Origin of the sequence: Nonomuraea sp. JJY05 (assembly GCF_043496855.1) — a bacterium.
Classification (GTDB): Bacteria; Actinomycetota; Actinomycetes; order Streptosporangiales; family Streptosporangiaceae; genus Nonomuraea.
The window spans coordinates 1-24,595 of sequence record NZ_JBIEIS010000077.1 but is presented as its reverse complement, the minus strand read 5'-3'; the positions used below and the strand labels follow the sequence as shown (position 1 = coordinate 24,595).

24 protein-coding genes are annotated in these 24,595 nt (G+C 72.0%); 6 read left to right on the top strand and 18 right to left on the bottom strand.

Annotated features, from left to right (window positions below; all coding sequences use genetic code 11):
* Positions 1–1,629: DUF1996 domain-containing protein (locus ACFKCF_RS58625; protein ID WP_394505844.1), on the top strand; the 1,629-nt coding region annotated here is incomplete at its 5' end.
* Positions 1,630–1,686: 57 nt separating this feature from the next.
* Here ACFKCF_RS58625 and ACFKCF_RS58620 read toward each other — a convergent pair.
* From ACFKCF_RS58620 to ACFKCF_RS58610, 3 genes are read right to left on the bottom strand one after another with little or no spacing between them, the layout of a single operon-like run.
* Positions 1,687–2,082: a hypothetical protein gene (locus ACFKCF_RS58620; protein ID WP_394505863.1), complete on the bottom strand. Its 396-nt coding sequence runs from the start codon at positions 2,080–2,082 to the stop codon at positions 1,687–1,689.
* Positions 1,988–2,461, bottom strand: coding sequence for a Gfo/Idh/MocA family oxidoreductase (locus ACFKCF_RS58615; RefSeq protein ID WP_394505842.1), 474 nt, complete (start codon positions 2,459–2,461; stop codon positions 1,988–1,990). The genes ACFKCF_RS58620 and ACFKCF_RS58615 overlap by 95 nt, the downstream gene beginning before the upstream one ends.
* Complete coding sequence (locus ACFKCF_RS58610) at positions 2,374–2,940, bottom strand: Gfo/Idh/MocA family oxidoreductase (RefSeq protein WP_394505840.1); 567 nt, start codon at positions 2,938–2,940, stop codon at positions 2,374–2,376. Before ACFKCF_RS58610 ends, ACFKCF_RS58615 begins: the two co-directional genes overlap by 88 nt.
* Positions 2,941–2,999: 59 nt before the next feature.
* Here ACFKCF_RS58610 and ACFKCF_RS58605 point away from each other — a divergent pair, with 59 nt between their 5' ends.
* Positions 3,000–3,263 carry a hypothetical protein gene (locus ACFKCF_RS58605; RefSeq protein WP_394505838.1) on the top strand — a complete coding sequence of 88 codons (264 nt, stop codon included), beginning with the start codon at positions 3,000–3,002 and terminating at the stop codon, positions 3,261–3,263.
* 119 nt (positions 3,264–3,382) lie between these two features.
* On the opposite strand, the gene ACFKCF_RS58600 is transcribed toward ACFKCF_RS58605, so the two are convergent.
* Positions 3,383–3,643, bottom strand: coding sequence for a hypothetical protein (locus ACFKCF_RS58600; protein ID WP_394505836.1), 261 nt, complete (start codon positions 3,641–3,643; stop codon positions 3,383–3,385).
* Positions 3,644–4,167: 524 nt separating this feature from the next.
* On the opposite strand from ACFKCF_RS58600, the gene ACFKCF_RS58595 reads away from it, so the two are divergent.
* Positions 4,168–4,584 (top strand): pyridoxamine 5'-phosphate oxidase family protein, encoded by a 417-nt coding sequence (locus tag ACFKCF_RS58595; RefSeq protein WP_394505834.1) that lies wholly within the window; start codon positions 4,168–4,170, stop codon positions 4,582–4,584.
* A 286-nt stretch (positions 4,585–4,870) separates the two neighbouring features.
* Here the strand turns inward: ACFKCF_RS58595 and ACFKCF_RS58590 are convergent, their stop codons facing one another.
* Positions 4,871–5,512 carry a DUF305 domain-containing protein gene (locus ACFKCF_RS58590; protein ID WP_394505833.1) on the bottom strand — a complete coding sequence of 214 codons (642 nt, stop codon included), beginning with the start codon at positions 5,510–5,512 and terminating at the stop codon, positions 4,871–4,873.
* Between the two features lie 116 nt (positions 5,513–5,628).
* The gene (locus ACFKCF_RS58585; RefSeq protein WP_394505831.1) at positions 5,629–7,323 is read right to left on the bottom strand and encodes a GAF domain-containing protein; all 1,695 of its coding nucleotides are present in this window, start codon (positions 7,321–7,323) and stop codon (positions 5,629–5,631) included.
* Between the two features lie 72 nt (positions 7,324–7,395).
* On the opposite strand from ACFKCF_RS58585, the gene ACFKCF_RS58580 reads away from it, so the two are divergent.
* Positions 7,396–8,037, top strand: a complete 642-nt coding sequence (locus tag ACFKCF_RS58580) for a response regulator (protein ID WP_394505830.1) — start codon at positions 7,396–7,398, stop codon at positions 8,035–8,037.
* Here ACFKCF_RS58580 and ACFKCF_RS58575 read toward each other — a convergent pair.
* From ACFKCF_RS58575 to ACFKCF_RS58525, 11 genes are all read right to left on the bottom strand, one after another.
* Complete coding sequence (locus tag ACFKCF_RS58575; protein WP_394505828.1) at positions 8,028–8,606, bottom strand: HPP family protein; 579 nt, start codon at positions 8,604–8,606, stop codon at positions 8,028–8,030. The two genes, ACFKCF_RS58580 and ACFKCF_RS58575, sit on opposite strands and share 10 nt — an antisense overlap.
* A 128-nt stretch (positions 8,607–8,734) precedes the next feature.
* Positions 8,735–9,574, bottom strand: a complete 840-nt coding sequence (locus ACFKCF_RS58570) for a universal stress protein (protein WP_394505826.1) — start codon at positions 9,572–9,574, stop codon at positions 8,735–8,737.
* Between the two features lie 103 nt (positions 9,575–9,677).
* Positions 9,678–13,193, bottom strand: a complete 3,516-nt coding sequence (locus ACFKCF_RS58565; protein ID WP_394505824.1) for a WD40 repeat domain-containing protein — start codon at positions 13,191–13,193, stop codon at positions 9,678–9,680.
* Entirely contained in the window at positions 13,190–13,909 is a 720-nt protein-coding gene (locus ACFKCF_RS58560; protein WP_394505823.1) for a hypothetical protein, read from the bottom strand. Before ACFKCF_RS58560 ends, ACFKCF_RS58565 begins: the two co-directional genes overlap by 4 nt.
* A complete protein-coding gene (locus tag ACFKCF_RS58555) occupies positions 13,906–14,304 on the bottom strand; it encodes a hypothetical protein (RefSeq protein ID WP_394505821.1) in 399 nt (132 codons plus the stop codon). Before ACFKCF_RS58555 ends, ACFKCF_RS58560 begins: the two co-directional genes overlap by 4 nt.
* 147 nt (positions 14,305–14,451) lie before the next feature.
* A complete protein-coding gene (locus tag ACFKCF_RS58550) occupies positions 14,452–15,534 on the bottom strand; it encodes a cellulose-binding domain-containing protein (protein ID WP_394505819.1) in 1,083 nt (360 codons plus the stop codon).
* 142 nt (positions 15,535–15,676) lie between these two features.
* Entirely contained in the window at positions 15,677–17,686 is a 2,010-nt protein-coding gene (locus ACFKCF_RS58545) for a GxGYxYP domain-containing protein (protein ID WP_394505817.1), read from the bottom strand.
* A 101-nt stretch (positions 17,687–17,787) separates the two neighbouring features.
* Positions 17,788–19,110, bottom strand: a complete 1,323-nt coding sequence (locus ACFKCF_RS58540; protein WP_394505816.1) for an FAD-dependent oxidoreductase — start codon at positions 19,108–19,110, stop codon at positions 17,788–17,790.
* Positions 19,111–19,138: 28 nt separating this feature from the next.
* The gene (locus ACFKCF_RS58535) at positions 19,139–19,684 is read right to left on the bottom strand and encodes a PadR family transcriptional regulator (protein WP_394505814.1); all 546 of its coding nucleotides are present in this window, start codon (positions 19,682–19,684) and stop codon (positions 19,139–19,141) included.
* A gap of 266 nt (positions 19,685–19,950) precedes the next feature.
* Complete coding sequence (locus ACFKCF_RS58530; RefSeq protein ID WP_394505812.1) at positions 19,951–21,411, bottom strand: serine/threonine-protein kinase; 1,461 nt, start codon at positions 21,409–21,411, stop codon at positions 19,951–19,953.
* Between the two features lie 134 nt (positions 21,412–21,545).
* The gene (locus ACFKCF_RS58525) at positions 21,546–21,827 is read right to left on the bottom strand and encodes a substrate-binding domain-containing protein (protein ID WP_394505810.1); all 282 of its coding nucleotides are present in this window, start codon (positions 21,825–21,827) and stop codon (positions 21,546–21,548) included.
* Here ACFKCF_RS58525 and ACFKCF_RS58520 point away from each other — a divergent pair.
* Positions 21,796–22,644, top strand: a complete 849-nt coding sequence (locus ACFKCF_RS58520; protein WP_394505808.1) for an ROK family protein — start codon at positions 21,796–21,798, stop codon at positions 22,642–22,644. The two genes, ACFKCF_RS58525 and ACFKCF_RS58520, sit on opposite strands and share 32 nt — an antisense overlap.
* Before the next feature lie 52 nt (positions 22,645–22,696).
* On the top strand, positions 22,697–23,422 hold the full coding sequence (locus ACFKCF_RS58515; RefSeq protein WP_394505806.1) for a FadR/GntR family transcriptional regulator: 726 nt from the start codon (positions 22,697–22,699) through the stop codon (positions 23,420–23,422).
* On the opposite strand, the gene ACFKCF_RS58510 is transcribed toward ACFKCF_RS58515, so the two are convergent.
* Positions 23,419–24,595 (bottom strand): pectinesterase family protein (locus ACFKCF_RS58510; RefSeq protein ID WP_394505804.1); only part of this gene is annotated, 1,177 nt, incomplete at its 5' end. The genes ACFKCF_RS58515 and ACFKCF_RS58510 overlap by 4 nt on opposite strands.

Below are 24,595 nucleotides of genomic sequence, written 5' to 3'. Positions count from 1 at the left end.
GAAGGAGGCCCCAACTTCGTCCAGAACGCCATCCTCGGCCCGCTGGCCGGCAAGCGCGCCGCCACCCTCGACCGCATCGCCATCGCCATCGGCCGCGCCGGCGGCCAACGCCCCAACGGCCTCAACAACCTGACGACCTGCAGGGTCACCGGCAATGCCGATGGCGGCAACAACAACGGCAACAACGGCAACGGGGGTAATGGCGGGAACGGCGGCAACGAAGGCAACGGCGGCAACGGCCAGCCCACCCAGGCACCGAACCCGGGGAACACGGCCAGGCCGACCCAGGGAACGGGGTCGGGGTCCGGGCAGACCATCGTGTGCCCGAGCGTCGCGGACAAGCTCCCCGAAATCCCCGCAGCCGCCAGGGCCGAAGTCGACAGGAACCTCGCCCTCCTGCAAACCCAGATCCAGGAGGCCAACAACCGGCTCGCCCGCTCAGCGGGAGAAGGAGGCCCCAACTTCGTCCAGAACGCCATCCTCGGCCCGCTGGCCGGCAAGCGCGCCGCCACCCTCGACCGCATCGCCATCGCCATCGGCCGCGCCGGCGGCCAACGCCCCAACGGCCTCGACAACCTGGCCACCTGCACACTCGGCAACGGCGGCAATGGCGGCAACAACGGGAACGGAGGCAATGGCGGCAACGGAGGTAATGGCGGGAACGGGGGTAACGGCGGGAACGGCGGCAACGGCCAGCCCAGCCCCGATCCCAGCGGCGGTCAGGGCGACGGCGACGGCAACGGTGAGAACCCCGCCGACGGCGTCGGGCCGTTCCCCCAGGACTTCGTCGACATCCGGCAGGTCCAGCCGGGCCAGGGCAACCTCAACAACTTCGGGGCCGGCCGGAACGGCTCTCGCGGCACCTTCGTCGCCCAGTGCGGCAGGAACGAGAACCGCCACAACAACTCGGACAACTTCATCGTCACCCCCGGCGTGAGCGACGGTGCGCACCACCTCCACGACTACGTGGGCAACCTGTCGACGGACGGATTCTCCACCGACGAGAGCCTTGCCGCGGCGGGCACGACCTGCCAGCGGGGCGACCTGTCCGCGTACTTCTGGCCCGTGCTCAGGGACCGCACGTCCAACGAGAACGCCGACGACGAGCACGGCAACATCGGCCGGGTGCTGACGGCACGCTCCGTGCAGCTCCAGTTCCGCGGCAACTCGACCTCCCAGGTCGTGGCCATGCCGAGGTTCCTCAGGCTGATCACCGGCGACGCCAAGGCCGCGACGAACGGCGGGGCCAACGCCCGCGCCGCCTGGACCTGCTCGGGATTCCAGAACCGGATCACCACCAAGTACCCGCTGTGCCCGCGTGGCAGCCAGGTCGTCCGCATCCTGGACTTCCCCAGCTGCTGGGACGGGCAGAACATCGACAGCGCCAACCACCGCACGCACGTGGTCTTCCCCGGCCAGAACGGCGCCTGTCCCCAGGGCACCCAGGCGGTTCCCCAGCTGCGCATGACCCTCGCCTACTCGGTGCCGCAGGGTCAGTCGTTCGCCGTGGACGCCTTCCCTGAACAGAAGCACAACCCCATCACCGACCACGCCGACTTCGCCAACGTCATGCCCGACAACCTGATGCGCGTCGTCGTCGACTGCATCAACCGGGGCCGCCGTTGCTGATCTGACACCCGGCCGGACCGCCCCCTTCCCGGGAGTGGTCCGGCCGTTCGGTTCTGATCAGCCGGTGGCGAAGCGCTCGGGGCGGAAGTCCCGCAGGAGGGGATGCCTGGCGCCGGTGAGCACCTCGTAGGCGGTGAGCTCCCCGGCGATGAGTCCCAGCGTCGCCCCCGAGTGGGTGAACGCCACGTGGCACCCGGGCACCGACTCCAGCTCGCCGAACACCGGCTCGCCGTCCCCCGGAATGGGCTTGCGCCCGAGCCGCCACGACGCCGCCTGGAGGGAGACCTCCCCTTGGAACAGGGCGGACGCCTCGGCGACGAGCTCCTTGACGTACGCCTCGTCGATCGAGCAGGAGCCGTCATCGTGCTCGACGATGTGCTCTTCGTACCAGGAGTCCCCGCGCTCGGGCTCGACGGGTGCCGTCTCGCGGCCGTGGCCCAACCGGCCCAGCACTCCTCGGGCTCCCGTCCGAACGCCGGGTCGGCGGGCTCATCCCGGCTTTCAGCGCGGCCTCCTGGCCGTCCAGCCCGTGCTTGACGTAGCCGTTCCGCGAGCCCAGAACCCGGAACCGGGGGCCGGGCAGGGCCGCGACGCTGCTCATCGTCAGGCGTGAACTCGTGCCGCGGGCGTGCCGGAGGATCATGACCGTGTCGTCGTCGGCGTCGCAGCCGGCGCGCGGGTCGCGGCGGTTGACGTCGGCCAGGACCTCCGTCACGGGGCCGAACAGCTGCAGGGCCTGGTCGATCAGGTGGGTGCCCAGGTCGAAGAGGATGCCGCCGCCGTCGGCGATGCCGGTGTCGCCCTTCCACCCGCCGAGCCCGTCGGGCGCCACCACTCGAAGCGCGACTCGAAGGCGTGGACCGTGCCCAGCCGTCCGTCGGCGATCAGGCGCCGCAGGGTGCGGAAGTCGGCGTCCCAGCGGCGGTTCTGGAAGACCGTGAGGCGGCGTCCCAGCTCGGCCGCCAGCGCGATCAGCCTGCGTCCTTCGGCGGCGGTCGGCGTGAAGGGCTTGTCGACGACGACGTCCAGCCCGGCCCGCAGGGCGTTCTCGGCCAGCTCGACGTGCGTCGACGGCGGCGTGCCCACGACGACGAGGTCCAGGTCCGACGCGTGCGTGGTGACGGCGCCGGCGGTCGCCACCAGCGTGGCGGACGGGTGGGCGGCGCGCGCCGCCGCCTGACGGTCCGGATGGCCCGTGACGATGAGGCGCAGGTCGTACGCCGGGTCGGCGGCGAGGAAGGGCGCGCGGAAGAAGCGGCCGGCCGTGCCGAAGCCGATGACGGCGACCCTGATCGGGGAATCGTTCCGCATACCTTCCTCAGTCCTCAGGCCATAGTAGGCGGCCCGTACTCGTTCTCACGATCATGCTGATGACGGTCGGCACGGCGGGCATCGGGGTGCTGCCCACGTACGCGGCCGCCGGGGTCATGGCGCCGGTCCTGCTGCTGGCCGCGCGGATCACCCAGACCATGTCGACGGAGTCCTTCGCGAGCTGGGGCTGGCGGATCCCGTTCCTGCTGGCGATCCCTCTGTCCGCGGTGGCGGTCTACATCCCAACGTCGCGACCTCGCTCATCGGCTCCACCGCCGGCCTCGTCGCCGTCTGGCTGCACGACCTCACCAAGAGCGACGTGACCTTCGGCTGGTACATGACCGCGTTCTGCCTGCTGTCCTTCCTGATCGCCATCTTCGCGCTGCCGACCGGCGCGCGCCGCGAGCTCCCCACGAACCTCCTGGCCGAGCGGAAGTGACCGCTACATCGTCATCTCCGACAGGGAACGGCGGACCGACTCCTTGTCGTCGGAGGTGACGCCCAACCGCATGATCATCTGCGGGTACTCGTCCGAGCAGAGCTCGTGGCGCAGGAACTCGCGCAGCAGCTCCATCTCCAGCGCCTGCGTGTGGAAGGCGGCGCTGACGCCGTAGGCGGCGGCCTCCAGCAGGACGTGCTGCAGCGCCTGCCCGGCGTCGATCCACTCCTGGCGGCCGTCGCCCCGCGTGGTGAGCAGCGCCACCACTCCGGCGCACGTCTCGGCCCGCTGATCGGCCTGGCTGCCCCAGTCGTGCCGCCAGGAGTAGTCGCGCTGGGGGAAGTCAGGGTCCGTACGTGCGCCCGGCGAGGATAGCCCTCGGCGGGCACCCCGTCCTTGCGGCCGCTGCCCGGCGGCCGGGCCCAGCGGACCACCTCCAGGCTGAAGCGGCGGTCCTGCGCCTGGATGGCCTGCGCGGCCTGGGTGAGGGCGGCGATGACGCCGACCGCCTCCGGGGAGCGGACGGGGGTCAGCCTGGCGCCCTCCTCCATGGCCGCGCGGGTCAGCCGTTCGATCAGCCTGTCGGGGACCGGCACGTCGGCGAAGCCCGCGCGGTGGGTGCGGCGCCGCTCGATCTCCACCGGGCCCTCTGTCCAGCCCATCACACGCTTCGCGTCCGGATCAGGGCCGAAGGTCCCCGGCGGCCAGGGCCGTCAGGTGCTCTATCGGCGCGAACGAAGGGACTTTCGCCTCTAACGCGGAGGTGGCACCAGCGGGAAGTTGAGGGTATGCAGCTCGATTCTTCCGGACTTCAGGTGCTCTCCCGCGAGGAGTGTCTCGGCCTGCTGTCCACCACCCCCCTCGGTCGGATCGTGTTCACCGAACATGCCCTGCCGGCCGTGCAGCCGGTCAACTTCCACCTCGACGGCCGGTCCATCGTGATCCGGACCTCGATCGGGTCGAAGCTGGCGGCCGCCACCCGGCACGCCGTGGTGGCCTTCGAGGCCGACGAGTTCGACTCCGAGCTGCGTACCGGCTGGTCCGTCACCGCGGTGGGGCAGGCGCGCGCCGTGACCGACCCGGACGAGATCCACCGGCTGGCGGCGCTGCCGCTGACCACCTGGGCGGTGGGGAACCGGGACCACTACATCGTGGTCGACGCCGAACAGGTGTCCGGCCGGCGCATCCCCCACTGCATCCACTGAGGACGCCGCCTTTGCGCGTTTGATGAATCCAGGAAAAAGCGCGGGATTCATCGCAAGCCATCCGGCAACACTACAGTCAGTAATAGTGACATCACAGTATGCAATCGGGGTGAAGTAATGCGCAAGGTGATCATTCTGACTCTGGCCGTCGCCGCCGCTGCCGCGCTGACAATGGTGGGCCTGGCGGTCCTCAGAGGCGACTCGCGTTCGCCCAAAGCCCGCTAGGTGGGTCTTGGTCCGGGGTCCCGAAGTCCCGCAGTTCGCGTCGCGGGCTGCGGGAAGGCCGTCACTTCCGCATCCCGCACGGCATGCTCCAGCCCTTGAACCAGTGGGCCAGATACCGCTGCATCCGGAACATCTCAGCATGCCGGGCCTCGCGCACCCTCATGGCGAAGCCGGCGGTCTCGGCGTGCTGGGCCCGCCCGGACATCAGCAGTTGCTGGGACATCGTCACCGCCGCCATGTGATGCGGGATCATGTCGCGCAGGAACGCATCGTCCAGCGCGTCACCTGACAACTCGGACAGATCGCGGACCATCGGCTGGTAGGCGGTCGCCGTCGCCGAACGCCCTGGGTACCACTTGTCCAGCCAGGTTCGCATCGTGGCGATGTCGGCGCTCTGCCTTTCGACGATCGAGGCTCCGAGAGCACGCATCTGCGGCCGGTCCGAGCGCCGCAGCTGCCGGGCCGCCGCCACGGCTTCTTGATCGTGAGCCACCATACGGGCCAGGTAGCCGACCTCGTCGGCGACGTTCATGCTGCGCGTCGACCCGTACGGCCCGGTCAGGCTCTGATCCGTCGGCGTGGCGTTCCGCTGCTCGGTGATGACCTCCTGGGCGATGCCGGTGGCCGTTGCGGCAAGGCCGGTCACCGCGACGGCCGCCAACGTGGAACCGGCCGCGATCCCCGCCAATGCCGAACGTTTCATCCCGGCTCCCCGTGTCTGATTCTCCTGCCTTCCCATACTCGGGGGCGGCTCGCCGGATCCGACAGGGCCTTATGCCCCCTACGATCAGGACCAACGTCCTTCCACCGGAGCCGAGCTCACAGGGGGATCCGCCAGCACAGCCGCGTGCCGCCCTCTTCGGGCGTCGTGAGCTCCGCGGTGCCGCGTAGCCGGAGGGCGCGTTCCTCGATGTTGCGCAGGCCGCTGCGGCGTCCCGTCTCCCCCAGGCCGACGCCGTTGTCCGCGACCACGAGTACGAGCGCCGCACCCGCGGCCTCGACGAGGACCTCGGCGCGCGTCGCGCGGGAGTGGCGGACCACGTTGGACAGGGCCTCGCGCAACACGGCCAGCAGATGATCGGCGACCGGCTCGGGCACCAAAGCGTCGATCTGCCCTTCCATGCGCAGGCCCGGCATGAAGCCCAGATGGCCGGCGGCGCCCTCCACCAGCTCCACGATCTGGCCCCGCAGGCTGGGAACGGCCTGCCCGGCGGAGCCCTGCAGCGCGAAGATGGACGAGCGGATCTGGCGGATGGTCCCGTCCAGCTCGTCGATCGCGTGCTGGACCCGCTTGGCCGCCTCCGGCCGCTCCACCAGCCGGATCGTGCTCATCAACGTCATCGCGGTGGCGAACAGCCGCTGGATGACCACATCATGCAGATCCTTGGCGATGCGGTCGCGGTCCTCCAGCAGGCCGAGCCGCTCGGCGTCCCGGCGCGCCTCGGCCAGCTCCAGCGCGATCGCCGCCTGACCGGCGAACGCCTGCAGCACCTGCTCGTCCGCCCCGGTGAACGGCAACCGTCCGGTCCGCTTGGCCAGCACCAGCACCCCTCGCACGTTCGGCGCGTTGCCGAAGGGCACCATCATCACCGGCCCGTAACCCAGCCGCCGCAGCGGCGAGCCGGGGCGCGGGCCGCTCTGCATGTCCGGGTGGGACATCGGCTCGCCCTCGACGAACACGTCCCCCGCGAGCGTCTCCGACACCACGAAGACGGCGCCCAGCAGCTCCTGCGCGCCCTCGCCCTCCGCGAACTCCACGATCAGCGACTGCCTCGACGGCTCCGGCAGGAGCACCTCGACCAGGTCTGCATCGGTCATCGCGAGGGCGGAGTCCGCCACCAGGCTCAGCACCTGACGGGGGTCGGCACCCGACAGCAGGCGCGTGGTCACCTCGGCCGACGCCTGCAGCCAGGTCTCCCGCCGCCGGGACACCTCGTACAGGCGGGCGTTGTCTACGGCGACGCCGGCCGCGGTGGCCAGCGCCACGACGATGGCCTCGTCCTCCTCGTCGAACTCGCCGCCGCCGCGCTTCTCGGTCAGGTAAAGGTTTCCGAAAACCTCCTCGCGCACCCGGATCGGGACGCCGAGGAAGGTGCCCATCGGGGGATGCCCCTGCGGGAAGCCGTATGACTCGGGGTGCTCGGAGATGCGGCCCAGCCTGAGCGGCCGCGCGTCCTTGATCAGCAGGCCGAGCAGGCCCAGGCCGTGCGGCCAGTGCTCGATCCTGGCGATCTCCTCCTCGGTCAGCCCCACCGGGATGAACTGGATGAGCGTGTTCTCGTGGCCGATCACGCCCAGCGCGCCGTAGCTGGCGTCCACCAGCTTGGTCGCGGTCTCCACGATGCGGCACAGCACGGTCTCCAGGTCGAGCTCGCCGCCCACCGACACCACGGCATCGAGCAGTACGTGCACCCGATCCCGAGTGGCCAGCACGGCATTGAGCCGTACCTGCAGCTCGGCCAGCAGCTCGTCGAGCCGCACCTGCGGCGTCACCGGATGGTGCTCGCTCTCCACGTCTTCCAGTGTCGCACCAGGTCAGCCGCGCTGCCTCACGCGGTGCTCGTGGCATCGGATAGCGTCGTAAGTGTGATTCGAGTGTTCCTCGTCGACGATCACGAGGTCGTACGGCGGGGCGTGGCCGCACTGCTGGGATCCGAGGACGACATCGAGGTCATCGGCGAGGCCGGCACGGCCGAGTCCGCGATCGCCCGCATCGGCGCGCTGAAGCCCGACGTGGCGGTGCTGGACGTGCGGCTGCCGGACGGCAGCGGCGTGGACGTGTGCCGCGAGGTGTGTTCGAGGGCGCCGGGGCTGGCGTGCCTGATGTTGACGTCGTTCGCCGACGACGAGGCGCTGTTCGACGCGGTGATGGCCGGGGCGGCCGGCTACGTGCTCAAGCAGATCCACGGCTCCGACCTGGTCGGCGCGGTCCGCACGGTCGCCTCGGGACAGTCGCTGCTCGACCCGCAGACCACCGCCGCCATGCTGCACCGCCTGCGCGAGCAGGCCGCCAGGAAGGATCCCCTCGCCTCGCTCTCGGACCAGGAGCGGCACATCCTCGACCTGATCGGCGAGGGACTGACCAACCGGCAGATCGGCGAGCAGCTGTTCCTGGCGGAGAAGACGGTCAAGAACTACGTGTCCAACGTGCTGGCCAAGCTCAACATGCAGCGCCGCACCCAGGCCGCCGCGATGGCGGCGCGCCTGCGGGACGACCGTCACGAATGACCGGCCCGGTGCCGGAGGTCCTCGCGCCCGAGGAGTGCCTGCGGCTGCTCGCCCGCGGCGGCCTCGGCCGCGTGGCCTTCAACGGCCCGTCCTTCATGGCGTGCATCCTGCGGCGGGAGCACGGGTTCGAGATGGAACATCCCGGTGACCACCTCATGGGCCCTTTCGACGGGGCGGAGACGTCCGGCGACGGCCAGCAGCACGTCGTGAGCCGTGACCATGCCGATCAGCCCGCCGCCGTCGACCACCGGCACGGCGTCGCACCCGGCGTCCAGCATCGCCGCCGCGACCCGGGCCAGCGGGGTGTCCGGGCGTACCACCGGCCTGCGCTCGCACCCGAGCAACATCCGCACCTGACGGCTGGACTGCTCCTGCGGGCCGCCCGACCAGGACGCCGCCACCTGCTCGCGCGTCAGGATGCCGAACACGTGCCGCCCCTCGACGACCGGCAGGTGATGCACGTCGGCGCGGCGCATCAGCTCCCAGGCCATCAACGGTGACTCGTCCGGCTTGACCGCCACCAGGACCCGGCTCATCACCTGCTCGGCGGCCACCGTTTCCACGGTCATGGCCCCTCCTTCACGCCCGGCGATTCAGACCTCCCACCTCAACCTTCGTGACGGCGAGCCCGCCGCGCCCGGGGACGAAGTCCCGAATGAGGGTGACGTTGGTCCTCTTTTCGAGCGACTCAGGTTCCCTACCGCACCACGGCCACGGCGCAGCGGGCGTGGTGGAGCACCCCGTGGCTGACCGAACCCAGCAGCGCCGAGCGGATGACTCCGCGCCCGTGCGAGCCGACCACCGCCAGCGCGGCCTTCGCCGAGGCGGCCACCAGGGCGTCGACCGGGTGGGCGCGCCGCACGTCCTCGATCACCTCCACCCGCGGGTACGCCTGCCTGAACCGGGCGATCCTGGCCGCGACGGCCTGGTTGGCGGCCGCGGTGACGTCGTCGGGGTCGTAGTTGACCTGCGGAGCGTACAGCTGCACCGGCTCCTGCCAGGCGTGGACCGCGCGCAACGGGCTGCCGCGCAGCTCGGCCTGGCGGAAGGCGAACTCGAGCGCGGGCTCGCACTCCGGCGAGTCGTCGACGCCGGCCACCACCTCACCGCGTACGGACTCCTGATCGGGCCGCACCACGACCACCGGGCAGTGCGCCTGACCTGCCACGTGCAGGCTCACGGAGCCGAGCAGTGCCCCCTCGAACCCGCCCAGCCCCCGGCTGCCGATGACGATCTCGGTCGCGTCCTTGGCCTGCTCGCGCAGCGCCACCGCCGCGGGCCCCTCGACGATCTCGGTCGACACCTCGACGTCCAGCTGGCGCTCGCCCGCCAGCTCGGCCGCCTCGGTCACCATCGTCTGCGCCATGCGGTCGAGCACGTCCTGCTCGGGAGAAGCGTGCAACCTCGAAAAACGGTACGAATCACGGTTCACGGCGTGCACGATGCGCAGCGGCTCGTGCCTGCGCTTCGCGTCATCCACCGCCCAGGCCACGGCGGCGCACGACGCCCGGGATCCGTCGACACCTACAATGATCATGTCGGTCCCCCCTCTCCCCCATTGCACCACGCGCGACCTCGCCGCCCCAGGGCCGTAGGTCCCTCATGGACGGGGCCAACGACCCGATCGCCCGATGAGCACGTCAGCCCCGGCAACGCAGGTCCGGCGGGGCGTCGGTGCCCATGTACTGCCGCCAGACGCCGGCGCCGAGGTCCCTGCCGGTCGACGCGCAGGCGATGCCGACCCAGGCGTTCGGGTCGAGCTGCCAGGTGATCAGCACGCCCACGTCGGTGCCGACCCTCTCGGTCGCGGTGACCAGTGTGGCGCCGTCGGCGGAGATGGCCAGGCCGGTCGACGCGGCCTTGGTGCCGGCGGCGGGGAGCGCGAGAGTGCCCATGACGTGGCCGGACTGGAGGTCGATGAGCCGGACGGTGTCCTCGGCGGGCTTCTCGGCGATGAGGTTCTGCCCGCCGACGGCCGGGCCCACGATCGTGTCGGGGGTGCCCTCGATCGTGTCGAGGCGCCGGTCCCCCGAGGCGGTCCAGACCTCCAGGGCGCCTCCTTGCCGCTGGACGAGCAGGCGATCCCCGGCGTAGGCGACGCCCACGGCGTCCGCCCCGGGGATGGTCCGGGAGCGGCCTGTGGCGAGATCGGTGACGATGGTCTTGACGCTTTCGGGCTGGAACGGGGCCGCGTGACGGTCGATCACGGCCGCGTGCCCGGCCTTCGGGTCCAGTGCCGCCGACCCCCGGTGGAACCACGAGGAAGGCGTGCTCTCCGTTGGGGCCATGCTCCTGGGACCGTCCACCTCGCGCAGCACTCGTCCGGTTGCCGCGTCCCGGAAGCGGACGGTGCCGGAGCCGTCCAGCTCGGCCACCTGCCGGCCGTCCGGCAGGTGCCGCAGGAGCACGGGTGGGTCGGCATAGCCGTGCGGGTTCGGGACGGCCGGCCACCTGCCGACGGCCCGGAACCCCTGGGCCCGGGAGAGGATCTTGGCGCTGCCGTCCACGGACATCACGATGAGCCCGTTGCCGTCCCTGTGCCACAGTGCCGCCGTGTATTCAGGGCTGTCCACGAACGAGCCCTTCTCCGACAGGAGGCGGGTGCCGGGCGGGTCAAGCCCTGAGAGGTCCAGCGCCGTTCCCTCGCCGCTGAGGACCGCCGCGGTGCGGCCGTCCGGAGACAGGGCGACGAACGGCTCCGTGCAGGCGTTGCAGGAAGCCGGGATGATCGCTTCCGTCTCGGTCGCGATGCGGGAGCGCCGGCCGAGATCCCACAGGTTCAGCACGTCGCCGGAGGCCGAGAGCAGCCTGGAGCCGTGCCCGAGGAAGGCGAGGGAGTCGCGGGAGATCAGCCCCGCTCCGGTGAGGGTGACGGCTGCGGGCAGGGCCCGGCCCGACACGGCGGTCCGCGAGACGTGGATGCTGGTGCCGACGGCCTTGGCGGCCCATTCGCCGCCGCTGCTGAGTGCCAGTGCCGCCGCCTGATTGCCGGCTCGGGTCCGTGCCTGCCGGTCCGGTTTCTCGATGTCGGGTGTGCCCTGAGACGGCCAGATCGGAAGCGTCGAGGCCCCGTTGGTGTAGCTGAAGGAGCTGCCGTCCGGGGCGAGCGCGGAGGCCAGGTTGTGGACGCCGAAGCCGACCGTGCTCCCGGCGGTCCGGGCCGGCGCCGGGAGGGAGATCCGGGTCCAGGAGCCGTACGCGTCCTCGAAGGCCACCACGCTCGCGTCACCGGAGAAGGCGAGGTCGCTCGGGTCCGCCTGCAGGTCGAGGTCGCGGTGACGGGTCTTTCCCGTGGTCCGGTCCAGGACCCGGAGCGTGCCGGGGACGCCGAACTGCTCGGTCGACGTCGTCACGGCGACGAACCGTCCCGACGGGGAGACTCCCACCGCCGTGGGGTGGTGCCCGGCGGCGACCGCCGGTGCCGCGACCGGCTGCGCGGCCGCCCAGACCCGGACCGTGTCGTGGTCGATCGCGGCGACCGTGTCGCCGCGGGCATCGGCCGCGACCGCGGTGACGGGGCCGGGCAGCCGGCCCAGCCGCCTGGCCGGAGCGGCCGTCGATCCGGCGAGCACCCACTGCTCCACCTGGCCCTGCTTGGTCCCGGAGAGAACGACCCGCTCGTCTGCCGAGCTCGACAGCGCGGAGACGGGCCCGCTCGCCTGCATGCTGCCGGCCAGATGGGGGCTGGCGGTGACGGCCTGGAACAGCGCGGAACGGGTCAGCGAATCGGGATGCAGCCGGTAGGCCCGCACCGCGAACAGCTCGGCGAGCCCGACATCGCTCCCGAGCAGGCTCTGCGAGACCTCGGCCAGCCGATGCGCGGCCGTCAACTGCCGCAGGGCCGCCGCCTCCCGTTGCGACACCACGACCGCGGTGGTGGCGACCGCCGCGACCATGGCGAGGACGACGGTCATGCGGCCGGTGCGTAACCTGCGGGCGTACCGGTCGGCCTGTCTCAGGGTGGTGGCGAATCTCACCTCGCCGGGTTCGGGTGCCTTGGCGACGTCGAGCCGGTTCGCCTCAGGGGCGACGAGCCGCAGCCCCTTGCGGCGGGCCGCGGTCAGCTTGGCGTCCATGTCGCTGACCTTGAGAAGGCGTTCGCCGCCGTCGAGCGCGCCGGTCACCGCGGTACGCGGCCGCAGCCCGTAGAAGAGGCCGCGGAGCCCGGCCAGGCTGGGGCGGCGGGTCGCCGGGTGGCGTACGAGCTCACGCAGGGCGAGCGCGAAGGCCGCGCCGAGTGAGGGGCCTTCGATCCGCGTGGGAGGCACCGGGTCGTCGGACAGGACCAGGCGCCACAGCACGCAGCGCCCCTCGCGCCGAGGCCCGGCCGCGTTCCAGGCGTGGGCCAGCGAGCCGGCGAACTGGCTGTTCGGGCTGCGCACCCCCGCCATCGCCCGTGGATCGGGATACAACCCCGCCGGGCCCGGAGGGAATTCGCGCAGCTCCAGCACGCCGGTGACGCCGTCCTCCACGGCGGCCGGTCCGGCAGGCCCGGCAGTCCGCCCGAACACCACCGGCACCCGGACAGGCCCTCCGCGCGGTCGCGCGCCCGCCATCAGCAGCGCGGCGATCAGGAGGACGCTCCCCGCGCCGGCCGTGCCGCCCTGCCAGTGCCGGATCCACTCGACGACGTTCGCCAGTTGCCTAGCCAGGCGCGGTGGAAGGCCTTCGAGCCCCTTGCCGGACGGCTGCGCGGGCCCGGGAGCGGCGTCCGCCGAGACCAGCCCGCTCCGGCTCCACCCTTCGGCCAACCCGGCCAGCGACCCGTCGTGTCCCCCGTCCTGGCCCTCCGGCGCGCTCAGCGCCCGGCCCAGTAACCACGCGTGGTCGGTGGGGCCCGCGGAGCCGGCCGTGCGGTCCGGCGCCGTCTCGTCGAGCCAGCCGCGCAGGGCCTCACAGCGCTCGTCGTACAGCCAGGACGGATCCGCTCGGACCGCCTCACCGCAGCACTTCCACCACAGCTGCCGTTCGCCGAGCAACTCCTGCACCGCGGCCTGGGGGCTCACCGCGCGCTCAAGGACCTCGTCGAGCAGTACCCGATCCGGGAGTGAACCTGGCCGGGCGCCCGACCGGCGCCAGGGCAGCCGGACCCGCCGCCTGGAGCCCGGCCGCGACCGGGCGTGCTCGGTCCGCTCCCGCTCCTCGGCACTCGTCACGGCAGCTCGCCGTCGATGACCTCGCGCAACTCCTCGCCGGCCGTTTCCCGCACCCGCCGCCAGGCGTCGCGGGTCGCCTCGTTGAGCGCCGCGCGGACCGATTCGGCGACCGCGGCGCTCTCCCAGGTCGTGCTCGGCGTCACCAGAGCGGGAGTGGTGGCCGCCCATCCCGCCGACGTCGTCCCGGCGGTGAAGCCCGGGAGCCTGACCAACGCGGCCGGCGGGCCGAGCCGCCCCCGCACCACAGGCACGATCAGCACCTGCTCGCCGCCGTCCGCCCTGGTGTAGCGGAGCTCGGACACCAGCGGCCGGGCGGCGTCGACGCCGCGCAGCACCAGCTCCAGCCGGTAGTCCGGCCGTTCGCCCCCGTGGCGGCGCACCAGGAACGTGGCCCGGCCGTCGGGGGACGACGCTTCGAGCACCACCGCGTCACCTCCCGCGGCGGTCAGGCCGCCCGCCGCCAGGAGCGGCGGCAGCGCGAACCACCCCGAGGTGAGCCGGGCTGCCGGCCCGGGCCGGGACGCGGCTTGCGGAGCGGACGTGTTCGGAAGGAGGACCGATGGCTTGGGGGGCAGGTCCAGGCCGATGAACGAGGCCCAGAAGCGTTGCCGCAGGGAGTATCCGGCGCGTCCGCGCCCGGCAGGCCGCGGGGGGACGGGCGCCCGTCCGCCGATGAACGATCTCCAGCTGCGCCGGCCGATCGAGGCGGCGCTCATGAGGCGGGTTCCTCACGGGCCGGGAGGACTTCCGGGGAGCCGGCGCCCGGTCCCTCACCCTGCGGCCCTCGGAGGGCTTCGGCCGCCGTCGTCGCCCGGCCCACCTGGGCGAGCAGCGCGGGCGCGGAAGCCCCCACGGTCACGGCCGCGTACACACCGATGACCTCGGCGTGCAGCAGCCACGCGGCCGCGCCACCGAGCGCCACGCGGAAGAGCGCGGCGAGCGAGTCCGCGAGCGGATCGACGAACGCGCCGATGCGGGGCAGCGGAGCGCCTGCCGCCCGCGCCTCATGTCGTGCCCGCTGCCAGGCGTGCAGGCGCCCGAAGGTGACGACGGCCTCGGCGATCAGTCCACCGGCCGCGCCACACGCGGTGGCCTCGATCCACGTCAGCATCGGCTCGCCTGCCTGTCGTCGGACATCACCTCGGGCCCGCTGGTTCATAGGAGAACACGCCGTAGCGAAACAGTCACGGCATTTCGCGAAACAGGCATTCGGCAATGCGGGGCGGCGTGATCGCTGATCACGCCGCCCGATCCCTGGTCAGGTGAGGAAGCTGCCGTAGGGGCCGTTCAGCATGCCGTTCTTCTGTGTCTGGTTGAAGGTGCAGTTGGGGTAGGAGTAGAAGGACGCCGACATGCACGTGCCGTCGGTGGAGGTGGCGTCGGGCAGGCCGAACGCGTGGCCCAGCTCGTGCACCATCCCGCCGTACCAGCGGTTCATCGCGCCGTTGATCCCCGCGGCGCCGTCGGCGTCGTGGCCGCTGAGGATCACCCATCCGTTGCCGCCGCCACCACCGGCGCCGTCGCCTTCGGCGCTGATCTCGCCGACGTTGACCCAGCGGCTGTCCGGTGCGCCGAGACCGAGCTTACGGCGCAGCTCGGCCTGCATGTTGCAGACCGTCCACCAGTACTTCTCCCCGCAGTTCGGCGTGTTCTCGTACCAGGTCCGCGGCTGGTCGCCGTTGACGACCTCGACGACCGGGTTGTTCAGCGTGAACGTCTTGCCCAGCTGCTGCTTGAAGAAGCGCTGCGCCTCCTGCATGACCTTCGCGATGCCGTCCGGGTAGCGCTGGTCGTAGGCCACGTCCGACGGCTTGAGCCAGTAGACGCGCACGGTCCGCGACGGCGGCGGCCCCGACGTCGGGGTCACGGTCGGGGTCACGGTGGGAGTCACGGTGGGAGTCACGGTGGGGGTGGGGGTCACGCTGCCCGTGCAGGTGACGCCGTTGAGCGTGAAGCTGGCCGGCACCGGATTGGTGGAGTTGTTCCACGTGCCGTTGAATCCGAACGAGGCGCTGCCGTTCGTAGGCAGGGAGCCGTTCCAGCCGGCGTTGGCCGCGGTCACCGCACCGCCGCTCTGCGTCACGACGGCGTTCCAGGCCTGGCTGACCGTCTGCGAGGCACCGAAGCTCCAGCGCAGGGTCCAGCTCGTGAGTGGATCACCGAGGTTCTTGATCGCGACGTTGGCGCTGAAGCCGCCGGACCACTGCGAGCCCAAGGTGTAGGTGACCTGGCAGCCGGCCGCGGCGGCGTGCGCCGTGATCGTGCTCGCCACCGCGGCGCCGGCCATGCACACGGCCAGGATCCCGGCGATAAGGCCCCTGCGTAATCCTCGTAAGTGCATCCGCATCCTCCGTATGAGGGGGAGCCCGAAAAAATGTGAACCTTAACACCGAGTACGGTGATGATCCGCCACGACCGTGTCAATGGCCCCCGGCGGAAGGTTGCTACGGACGTGGGGAAATGCTTTTGGGACTCTGAAAGTTTCAGGCCGACAGATGCTCGCGCAGCAGCGCGAAGAACGTGTCGCCGCGCACGATCTCGAACGGCTCCCCCAGCAGGCCCGCGAGCTCGGCGATGTCGGCCGGCGTCCAGTTCCAGGCGTTGACCGCGCCGGCGATGAACAGCGGCGCGCCCCCGTCCCATCCCTCGATGCGCCGTACCAGCGTGTCCCGGTATTCCTGCGCCTTGCCCTGCGGCGAGAGGTTCCCGATCACGGGCAGGCCTCCAGGGTGGATCAGCAGGTCGCCGGTCTCCCACGACTGGATGATGCCGCGCACCGGGGTGTCGCGCCGGTAGGCGGCGACGATGCGCTCGTCGAAGGCCACCCAGCCGTCGCCCTCGGGCTTGCGGTGGTTGTAGGCGTAGACGAGATCCATGCCGGTACGGCGCAGGAAACGGCCACTGAGCTGCGTGTACGCGGCCAGCGCCGCCGCCGGCCAGGACCCCGGGTAGGTGTAGCCGGCGCCGGACGGACCGGCGATGAGCAGGTCGCCGGCCGTGGCGGTGCGCTGGTAGTAGGCCAGCAGGGCGGGCCCGATGTCGGCCAGCAGCGGGCTGACCGTCCAGTTGACCGGCACGCCGCCGCGCTCGGGATGGTCCCAGATCTCGCGCATGCGCCGCTGGCAGTACTGGATGTTGTCGCCCTCGCCGACCGTGAGCGTGAGATAGACCCGGTCGCGTAACCTGGCCGGCGGTCGCGGGCGTACCCGGTCGGAGATCCTGGCGGAGACCCCGGCGTGGACGGTGGCGTTCATGTAGTAGTCGGCGGGCACCACCTCGACGCCGTGCTGCGAGGCCCGGTCGACGCCGCCCCACTCGCCGGCCACGTCGTTGGAGAACCAGCCCGCGTACGGTGTGGCGGGCTCGACCCGGCCGAAGATCTCGTCCAGCAGCTCGCCGGTGCCGCCGCTGGGCGGCAGCCAGAAGACCATGGCCCGGGTGGCCACCGCGTAGTCGCGGAAGTAGGGGAACGGCTCGACCCGGGTGGGCGCGGTCGTGGTGGCCGTGACCAGGTACTGGTTCCACAGGTCCACCTCGACCACCAGTTGCCGGGCGCCGGCCGGGGCGGTGAAGCGGTAGACGAAGTAGTTGCCGCCGTCGGCGAAGCGGTTGCCGTCGCCGCCGATGGCGGAGTTGAGGCCGTCGAAGAGGTAGGGGGCCTCGGCGTCCGTGCCGGGGGTGAACGCCGCGATCTGCGTCCCGTCCGCGCTCGCCTTCACCGAGCCCACGGACGCGCCCCAGCCGTCGTCGCCGAGGGAGTCCTGGAAGCACAGGTAGACGCCGTCCTGGGCGGTCGGCAGCTCCTGGCTGAGGTCGAACGTGCGCACCGCCCGATTGGAGGAGTCGCGCACGCGCTCGCTCTCCCGCGCGAGCTCGCGCCACTGCACGCCGTCCACCCGCACGGTCCTGGTGGGCGGGAGCCCGGCGAGCAGGGCGTGGGTGCAGCGGGGGAACAGCCGGTCGAGCTGCCAGCGGTAGGTGGCCAGGACGTCGGCGGGGTCGAAGCGGCCACGCAGGTCCACGACGGTGCGCAGGCCGTGCGCGGCGGCCTGCTCGGCCGTGGCGGCGACGGCGTCCTCCAGGCCGGCCAAGGTGGTGGCGACGTTGACGGAGTCGGGGACGTCCGGATCGTGCAGGATGGCGCCGCGCACCTCGGCTCGGTAGCGGGCGACCAGGTCGAGGGGGCGGTCGTGGCGGGTGACCGCCGCGCCGGTGCTGGGCAGCCAGCGCTGGTCGTGCCCGGCGGCGTCGTAGGTGAAGTAGAGGCGTGGCCGGCGGCGGTTGACGACGCCCTGCAGGGTGGTCAGGAGCAGCTGGTCGTCGCCGTGGAGGGTGGTGAGGTCGGCGAAGTCGAGGTGGGTGGGACGGCCGAAGTTCGGCAGGAGGGGGGCGGGGCGGGTCCGCGCGGCGGCGGGGTCCTGGAGGGTGAGGCCGAGGCCGCCGGCCGCGAGGACCACGCCGTTCGCCCGGAGGAAACTGCGTCGTGACACCATCAACGATCTCCGCTCCTCGTGGGGGGACAAGGATTGACACCGCTGTCAACTGCCCTCGAACGTAACAACGTGACGGGATGTTGTCCATGGTGTAAAGCACCTCAGCGCTCCCCGAACACCGCCCGGCCGAGGGGCGGGACGGCTCCGCAGGCGCGGAAGAACCACCGGGTGGCCGACCGCTTCAGCGGGTTGCGGACGAGCGCGGCGTCGGTGTTGCGGACGACCTCGCGGACGGTGTCGAACCCCTGGCGCAGCAGGTCCGCCTCGTAGGCGCGCAACGCCCGCGGCAACGGCTGCTCGCCGCGGTCGGCCGCGGTGAGCGCGGCGCAGAGCCGGTGCGCGTCGCGCAGCGCCGCGTTGCCGCCGAGCCCGCCGACCGGGGGCATGTGGTGGACGGCGTCCCCGAGCCCGGTGACGTTGCCCGTCTCCCACGGCCGGAGCGGTTCGGCGGCGCTGAACTCGGTCCGGTAGAGCGTGTCCGGGGTCGAGTCGGCGAGCAGCCGGCGCAGGTCGGGGTGCCAGCCGGCGGTCCGCCGGGCCAGCATCGCCCGCACCGCGGCCGGGTCGGCCTGGGCCTGCGGCGTGAAGTCCGCCGGGAGGGAGTCCCGGTGCGCGATGAACGCCCACAGCACATAATCGTCGTCGTGCGCGTCGGCCAGCAGCCGCTCCGGCTCCAGCCCGAGCGCGCGCACCCGGTCGCCGAGCCTGGCGGTGATCGCCACCGGGTCCTCGCGCCTGCGGAAGATCGCGGTGAACAGGAAGTCCTGGGGTGGCCAGAAGACGTTCATGCCGGCGAGCAGCCGCTCCGGCAACCATCGCCGGTTCTCCTCGGTGAGGAAGAGTTTGCCGGCGACCGCCGTCGCCGGCAGCGTGGTGCGGCCGGCAGCGGGATGGAGCTGCGCCCACACCCGGGAGTTGGCGCCGTCGGCCGCTACGAGCACGTCGGCGGTCGCGGTGGTGCCGTCGGCGAACTTCGCCGTGACCGTCCCGTCGTCCGCCCGGGCGAAGCCGGTGAACTCCTTGCCGAAGCGGACGACGTCGTCCAGGCCGGCCAGCAGGAGCCTGCGCAGGGTGATGCGGCTGACCGCGTGCTGGCCGGTCGCGGGATCCAGCGGGTCCCGGTCCGCGCCGTCCTGGCCGATGCGGACGAGCGTGCGCATCCGTTCGTCGAGGAAGCTGATCCCGGGCCCCGGGTCGCCCGCGGTGGCCACCAGCACCTCCCAGAGGGCGGGCGGTAAGCAGGCGTGCAGGGCGACGCTCCCGGCCGGCTCGATGTTCAGCCGGAAGCCCTGGAGCCGCGAGTCGGCCGTGACGTCCCGTTCGTACACGGTGACGTGCACGCCGGCTCGCTTCAGGCCCTGCGCCAGGCAGAGCCCGCCGATCCCGCCGCCGATCACGGCGACATGCAAACGCCTAGGAGGCATGGGTCTCACCTTTCTGGTAGCGGGCGCGTCAGGGCTGCCCGTCGGTGTCCGCGAGCTCCGCCAGCAGGCGGTCGTGCCAGGTCAGCTCCATCTCGAGCTGCATCAGGGTGTAGTCGAAGGCGACGGCCTCCAGCCTGGTCAGGTACGGTTCGGCCTCGGCGCGCAGGTTGCGCCAGAAGTCGAGCTGCGCGGCGTAGGCGTCGCGCCGCCGCCGGACGGCCGTGCGCAGCTCGTCGCGGCCGATCTCGCCGCTGTGCAGGAGCACCAGCTGGATCGGGTCCGGCCGGAACTTCGTGTCCTCCAGGACGGACCTGATCAGTGAGACCAGCTCGGTCCGGCCCTTGCCGGTGATGCCGTACACCGTGCGGGCGGGCAGGTTGCCTTCCTGCTCGGTGCGAACCACCTCGACGACGCCTTCGTCCGCCATCCGGCGCAGCGCGCCGTACAACGAGCCGGGCTTGACGTCCGCCCACAGCTCGACCCGGTCCATCTGCGCGGCGGCCCGGATCTTGTGCCCGTGCATGGGTCCGCCGTCGGCCAGGGCGCCGAGAATGAAGAGGCGCGTTGCTCGCATATGAGTACTCAAACACGAGTACCTTGCGCGACGCAAGTCGGTCGGCGACTGTCGAGGAGGCCCGGCCAGGATCAGCGCGTCAGGCTCACGTCCGGTGAGGCTGCCGAGCGGGCCCGCCCCGCCGGGGAGCGGCGGCTCCAGCAGGGCGGGCGGGATGGCGGCGAAGGCCCCGATGAGCCACCAGGTGACGGCGAAAGCCCCGATGAGCCACCAGGTGACGGCGAGCGCGACCGGGTGCGGCCGGCCGCCGTTGAGCGGTCCGCGCCCTACAGCCCCTGGACCAGGGCCACGATCACCGAGGTCAGCGCGACCGGCCCCATCACGGCCACCGTCACCACGGTCGCGTTGCGGCCGGGCAGGAGGCGGGCGAGGGTGCGCGAGGCGACCTGCCGCACCACGCCCGCGCCGGGCAGCACGAACAACCCCAGCGTGAACGCGCCGGCGGCCAGGGACTCCGCGTGGCTGGCGCTCAACCGGCCGGACAAGTGCAGGAGGCTCGCGACGACGATGCCGAACGCCAGCGACAGGAACAGGTGGCCCACCGCGACGAGCGCGGCCCGGCCGAACGGCTGCCGGGTCTCGGCGAAATAGTGATCGCCGGCGCGCAAGGCCAGCGAGAGGGCCGCCGCCACCAGGCCCACGGCGACCGGCATGACGACGGTCGCCGCCACCAGCGTCACGAGCACCAGCACCCCGACGAACCCGCTGCCGGCCAGGAACCGCTTGAGCTCGAAAGGCTGCGCGGGAGGCGGAGCCGGACGGGGTTGCTTCGGCCGGCCGGCCTGGAGGGTCGGCGCCGGGGCGGGCACGTAGGGCGGCGGCTGCTCCTCCTGGCGGCTCGGGGCGTATTGGACCGGCGGGAGCAGGTCGGAGACGATGTCCATGGTCAGCGTGCCGCTTGCGGGCCGCTTGGCACCGTCGGGGCGGCCCGCCGGATCGAGCGCCCTGGCCATCCGCAGCAGCTCCGCCGCGCCGGGCCGCGCCGCCGGATCGACCTGCATCGCCCGGCTCAGCCAGGCTCGCAGCCACTTCGGCGCCTTGTCGATCTGCGCCCGCCCCTCCATGGTGTTGAAGCAGATCGCCTCGAACGTCCCCGTCCCGAACGGCGGCAGCCCCGTGGCCGCGAAGAACACCGTCGAGGCCAGCGCGTGCACGTCGGCCGCCTGGGTGATCTGCGAGTCACGGATGATCTCCGGCGCCAGGTAGCCAGGCGTGCCGACGAACATCCCGGTCTGCGTCAGCCGGGCCGCGTCCACCAGGTGCGCGATGCCGAAGTCGATGACCAGCGGCTCGCCGTCGACCAGCATGACGTTGGCCGGCTTGAGGTCCCGGTGGATCACGTCGGCCGCGTGGATGTCCACCAACGCCTGGCACAGCCCTTGGGCGAGCCTGACGACCTCGCGCGCCTCCAGCGGGCCGTCGGCCAGCACGGTGTCCTCCAGCGTGCGGCCCGCGGCGAAGCGGGTCACCACGTAGGGGCGGTTGCCCGCCAGCTCGGCGTCGATCACCTCGGCGACGTACCGGCTGCGCACCCGCCGCATCGTCTCCACCTCGCGGAACAGCCGGTCGCGCGACTTGAGATCGGCGGCCACGTGCGGGTGCAGCACCTTGATCGCGACCTGGCGGCCCGAGCCGTCGAGACCGAGGTGGGCCACCCCCATGCCACCCTCGCCGATCTTCCCGAGCACCCGGTAAGGGCCGAGATGCTCGTGCGTCTGCGTGCTCATTCCCGACGTCATCCTCCGTGTTTCCCCCGGAACGCCGCGCTTCCGTACGCGCCGGCCCCGACATTCTCCCGCAGCGTTTCCCCCGAGATGCACAGTAAGCGAAGATCGGCCCGAGCGCGGCGCTCCCGGCGGTTTCAGGTGGAGGCGCGGTGAATGACGTGCGGGGACAACGAGGCCGGCGTCAGGCGCGGCTTGCGGCCCGACAGGTTCGCCACGACCGCGTCGGCCAGGGAGCGGCCCACCTTCTCCAGGTCGAAGGCGATCGTGGTGAGCGGCGGGTCGGCCGCCTGGGCGAGGGGGATGTCGTCGGTGCCGATGACCGCCAGATCGCCGGGGGCGGTGAGCCCGGCGCGGCGCATGCCTCCCGGGCAAGGACTCGCGCTGGTGGCCTCGCGCGTGAACGCCCTACTCGACACCGCCGGAGTCGACCGCGGGAAGGTGCTCGGGGTGGGGCTGGCGACGTACGGACCGCAGGACCGGCGGGCGGGCGTGCTGCTGACCCACCAGCCGACCCCCGAATGGTTCGGCCACCCGGTCGCGCCGCGCCTGTCGGAGATGCTGGGCCTGCCGGTGCTGCTCGACAACGACGCGGCGGCCGCGGCGATCGGGGAGTACTGGCTGGGCGCGGTGGAGACACCCGCGTTCGGGTGCGTCTACATGGCCAGCGGGATCGGCGGGGGCGTCGTCGTCGACGGCGAGTTGTACCGGGGCAGCTCCTCCAACGGCGTCGAGATCGGCCACATCACCGTCGACCTCGACGGCGGGCCGTGCGGCTGCGGCAACTACGGCTGCCTCGGCAACTACGCGGACCCCACCGCGGTGGTCAAGCAGGCGCTGGAGGCATCGCCCCTCGGCGCGCGGCTGGGGCTCGACCCCGCCGGCACCGACGTCATGGCCGCCTTCTGCCGCATCGCGACCGCGGCCCAGGCCGGAGACCCGGCGGCACGTACCCTCATCGAGCGCTCCGCCCGCCACCTGGGCACCGCCGCCGTCACCATGGCGAGCCTGTTCGACCTCGACACGATCGTGCTCGCCGGGCCCAGCCTCGCCGCGGCGGCCCCGATCTACCAGTCGGTGGTCCAGGAGGAGGTGCGGCGGCGCACCTTCGCCCGGCGCGCGCACCCGGTGCGCGTGGTCACCTCCGTCAGCGGCTCGGACGCGGCCGCGATCGGCGGTGCCGTGCTCGTGCTGCAGGGCGGGCTGGCCTGCCTGGAACTGGCCGCCACGCCTTGATTAATATGATTACTTTTTGTTGCAGGCGGTTCGGCCATGGCATGATTCCGGCATGGAGGAGATCGCAAGGGCCGGCGCCCACGACCGCGTGGTCGTCAGTCTCGGCACGGCCATCGTCAACGGCGTCATCGCCCCCGACGAGGACCTCGACGTGACGGCGCTGCAGGAGCGGTTCGGGGTGAGCAGGACGGCGGTGCGCGAGGCGCTGCGCGTGCTCGCCGCCAAGGGGCTGGTGGGCGCGCGGCCCCGGCGCGGCACGTTCGTCGCGCCGCGCGAGCAGTGGGCGCTGCTCGACGCCGACGTGCTGCGCTGGCGTTTCGCCGCCCAGGTCGACGAGGTGTTCCTGGACGAGCTGGGCGAGGTGCGCCTGACGATCGAGCCCGCGGTGGCGCGCATGGCCGCGCTGCGGCGTACCGACCGGGATCTGGCCGCGCTCGAGGACGCCCTGACCGCCATGCGCGAGGCCGCCGGCCGGCCGACCGGCGACCAGGTCGAGGCCGACCTGGAATTCCACCACGCCCTGCTGCGCGCGGCGCACAACGAGCTGATGGCCCGGATGGCGACCGCGATCGAGGCCGGGTTGCGGCTGCGTGACCAGTTCGTGCCCGCGACCCTCACCAGCGAGTCCGCCGACAAGCACGCCGAGGTCCTGCTGGCCGTCCGCCGGCAGCGCCCGAAGGCGGCCGAGACCGCGATGCGAGCGCTCATCGAGCGCTCGATCGCGGACGTCGACATCGCCAAGAAGGTCCACGCCGAACAGGCCGACCGCCGGTGCTAGCCGGCGGGGTTCCAGCCGTCGCCGCCGGCCAGGTACTTCTGGGGTGTGTAGTTCGCCGCCTGCGCGTCGCTGAGCTGCGGGCGGTTGGCGTTGGTGGTCGCGCCGGCGCCGTTGTTCCGATATTCGAGGAAGCGGGCGTTCTTCCAGGAGTTCGATGACATGTCCGTCCACGGCTGGGCGGTCGCGATCGTCGCGCTCAGCGTCGACTCCCGGTAGAGCACCTGCGCGTCGGGGCGCCACGGCCGCCCGAGGGTGGTCACGTTGTTCGCGGCGCCGGCGATGCGCGACTTGTAGAACAGGAAGCCGTACGTCTTGGCCGCCGCCGTGCTGGCCGCGGTGACGGGACCGCCCGTGATGCGCTTCTCGTAGATGTCGCAGCTGTGGAAGACGATCGTGCCGCCGCCGAAGATGAAGTCGACGGTGCCCTCGACGTAGGAGTTCTTGACGTACGCGCGGGCCGAGTCGTTGACGAGGAGGGTGTCCTGGTCGCCCAGGACGCGGACGTTCGTCAGGGTCGTGCGGTCGCCGTCCAGCCGCAGCGCGACGGCCTGCGCGCCGCTGGGGACGGTGCTCTCGTCGAGGTCGTTGGAGATCGTCAGGTTGGTGGCGGCGGCGTCGCGTGCCGAGATCAGCGCGGTGTAGCTGCCGGAGGTGCCGTGCGTGTAGGCCGAGCGGTTGTTCACGATGAGGGTTTGCGACGGTGACGAGCCCAGGCCCTGCAGCGTCACGTACGGCTTGTTGACGGTGACGATCTCCCGGTAGGTGCCCGGCTTGATGGTGATCACCACTGGGCTGCCGTTGCCGGCCGGGACCGCGTCGATCGCCGCCTGCACCGTCCGGTAGCGGCCGGTGCCGTCGGACGCCACCGTCGGGGTGGCCGAGCCGGAGACGGAGTTGACGGACCATTGCATGCGGGCGACGTCGGAGCAGGTCTCCTGGACGATCGGGTTGTTGCCCGCCGTGGAGCCGTCCTTGTCACTCACGCACAGCCCGGTCGCGACGCTCTTCACCAGGTACTTGCCCGAGGTGGAGGAGGGCGTGAAGGTCCACTGCTGGTTGGTCTTGCCGCCGTCGCCGCAGCCCCACTGCTGCAACTGCGTACCGGAGACCGTGGACGCGCCCGGCACGTCGACGCACCGGCCGCTGCCGCCGTTGACCAGATTGAACGCACTC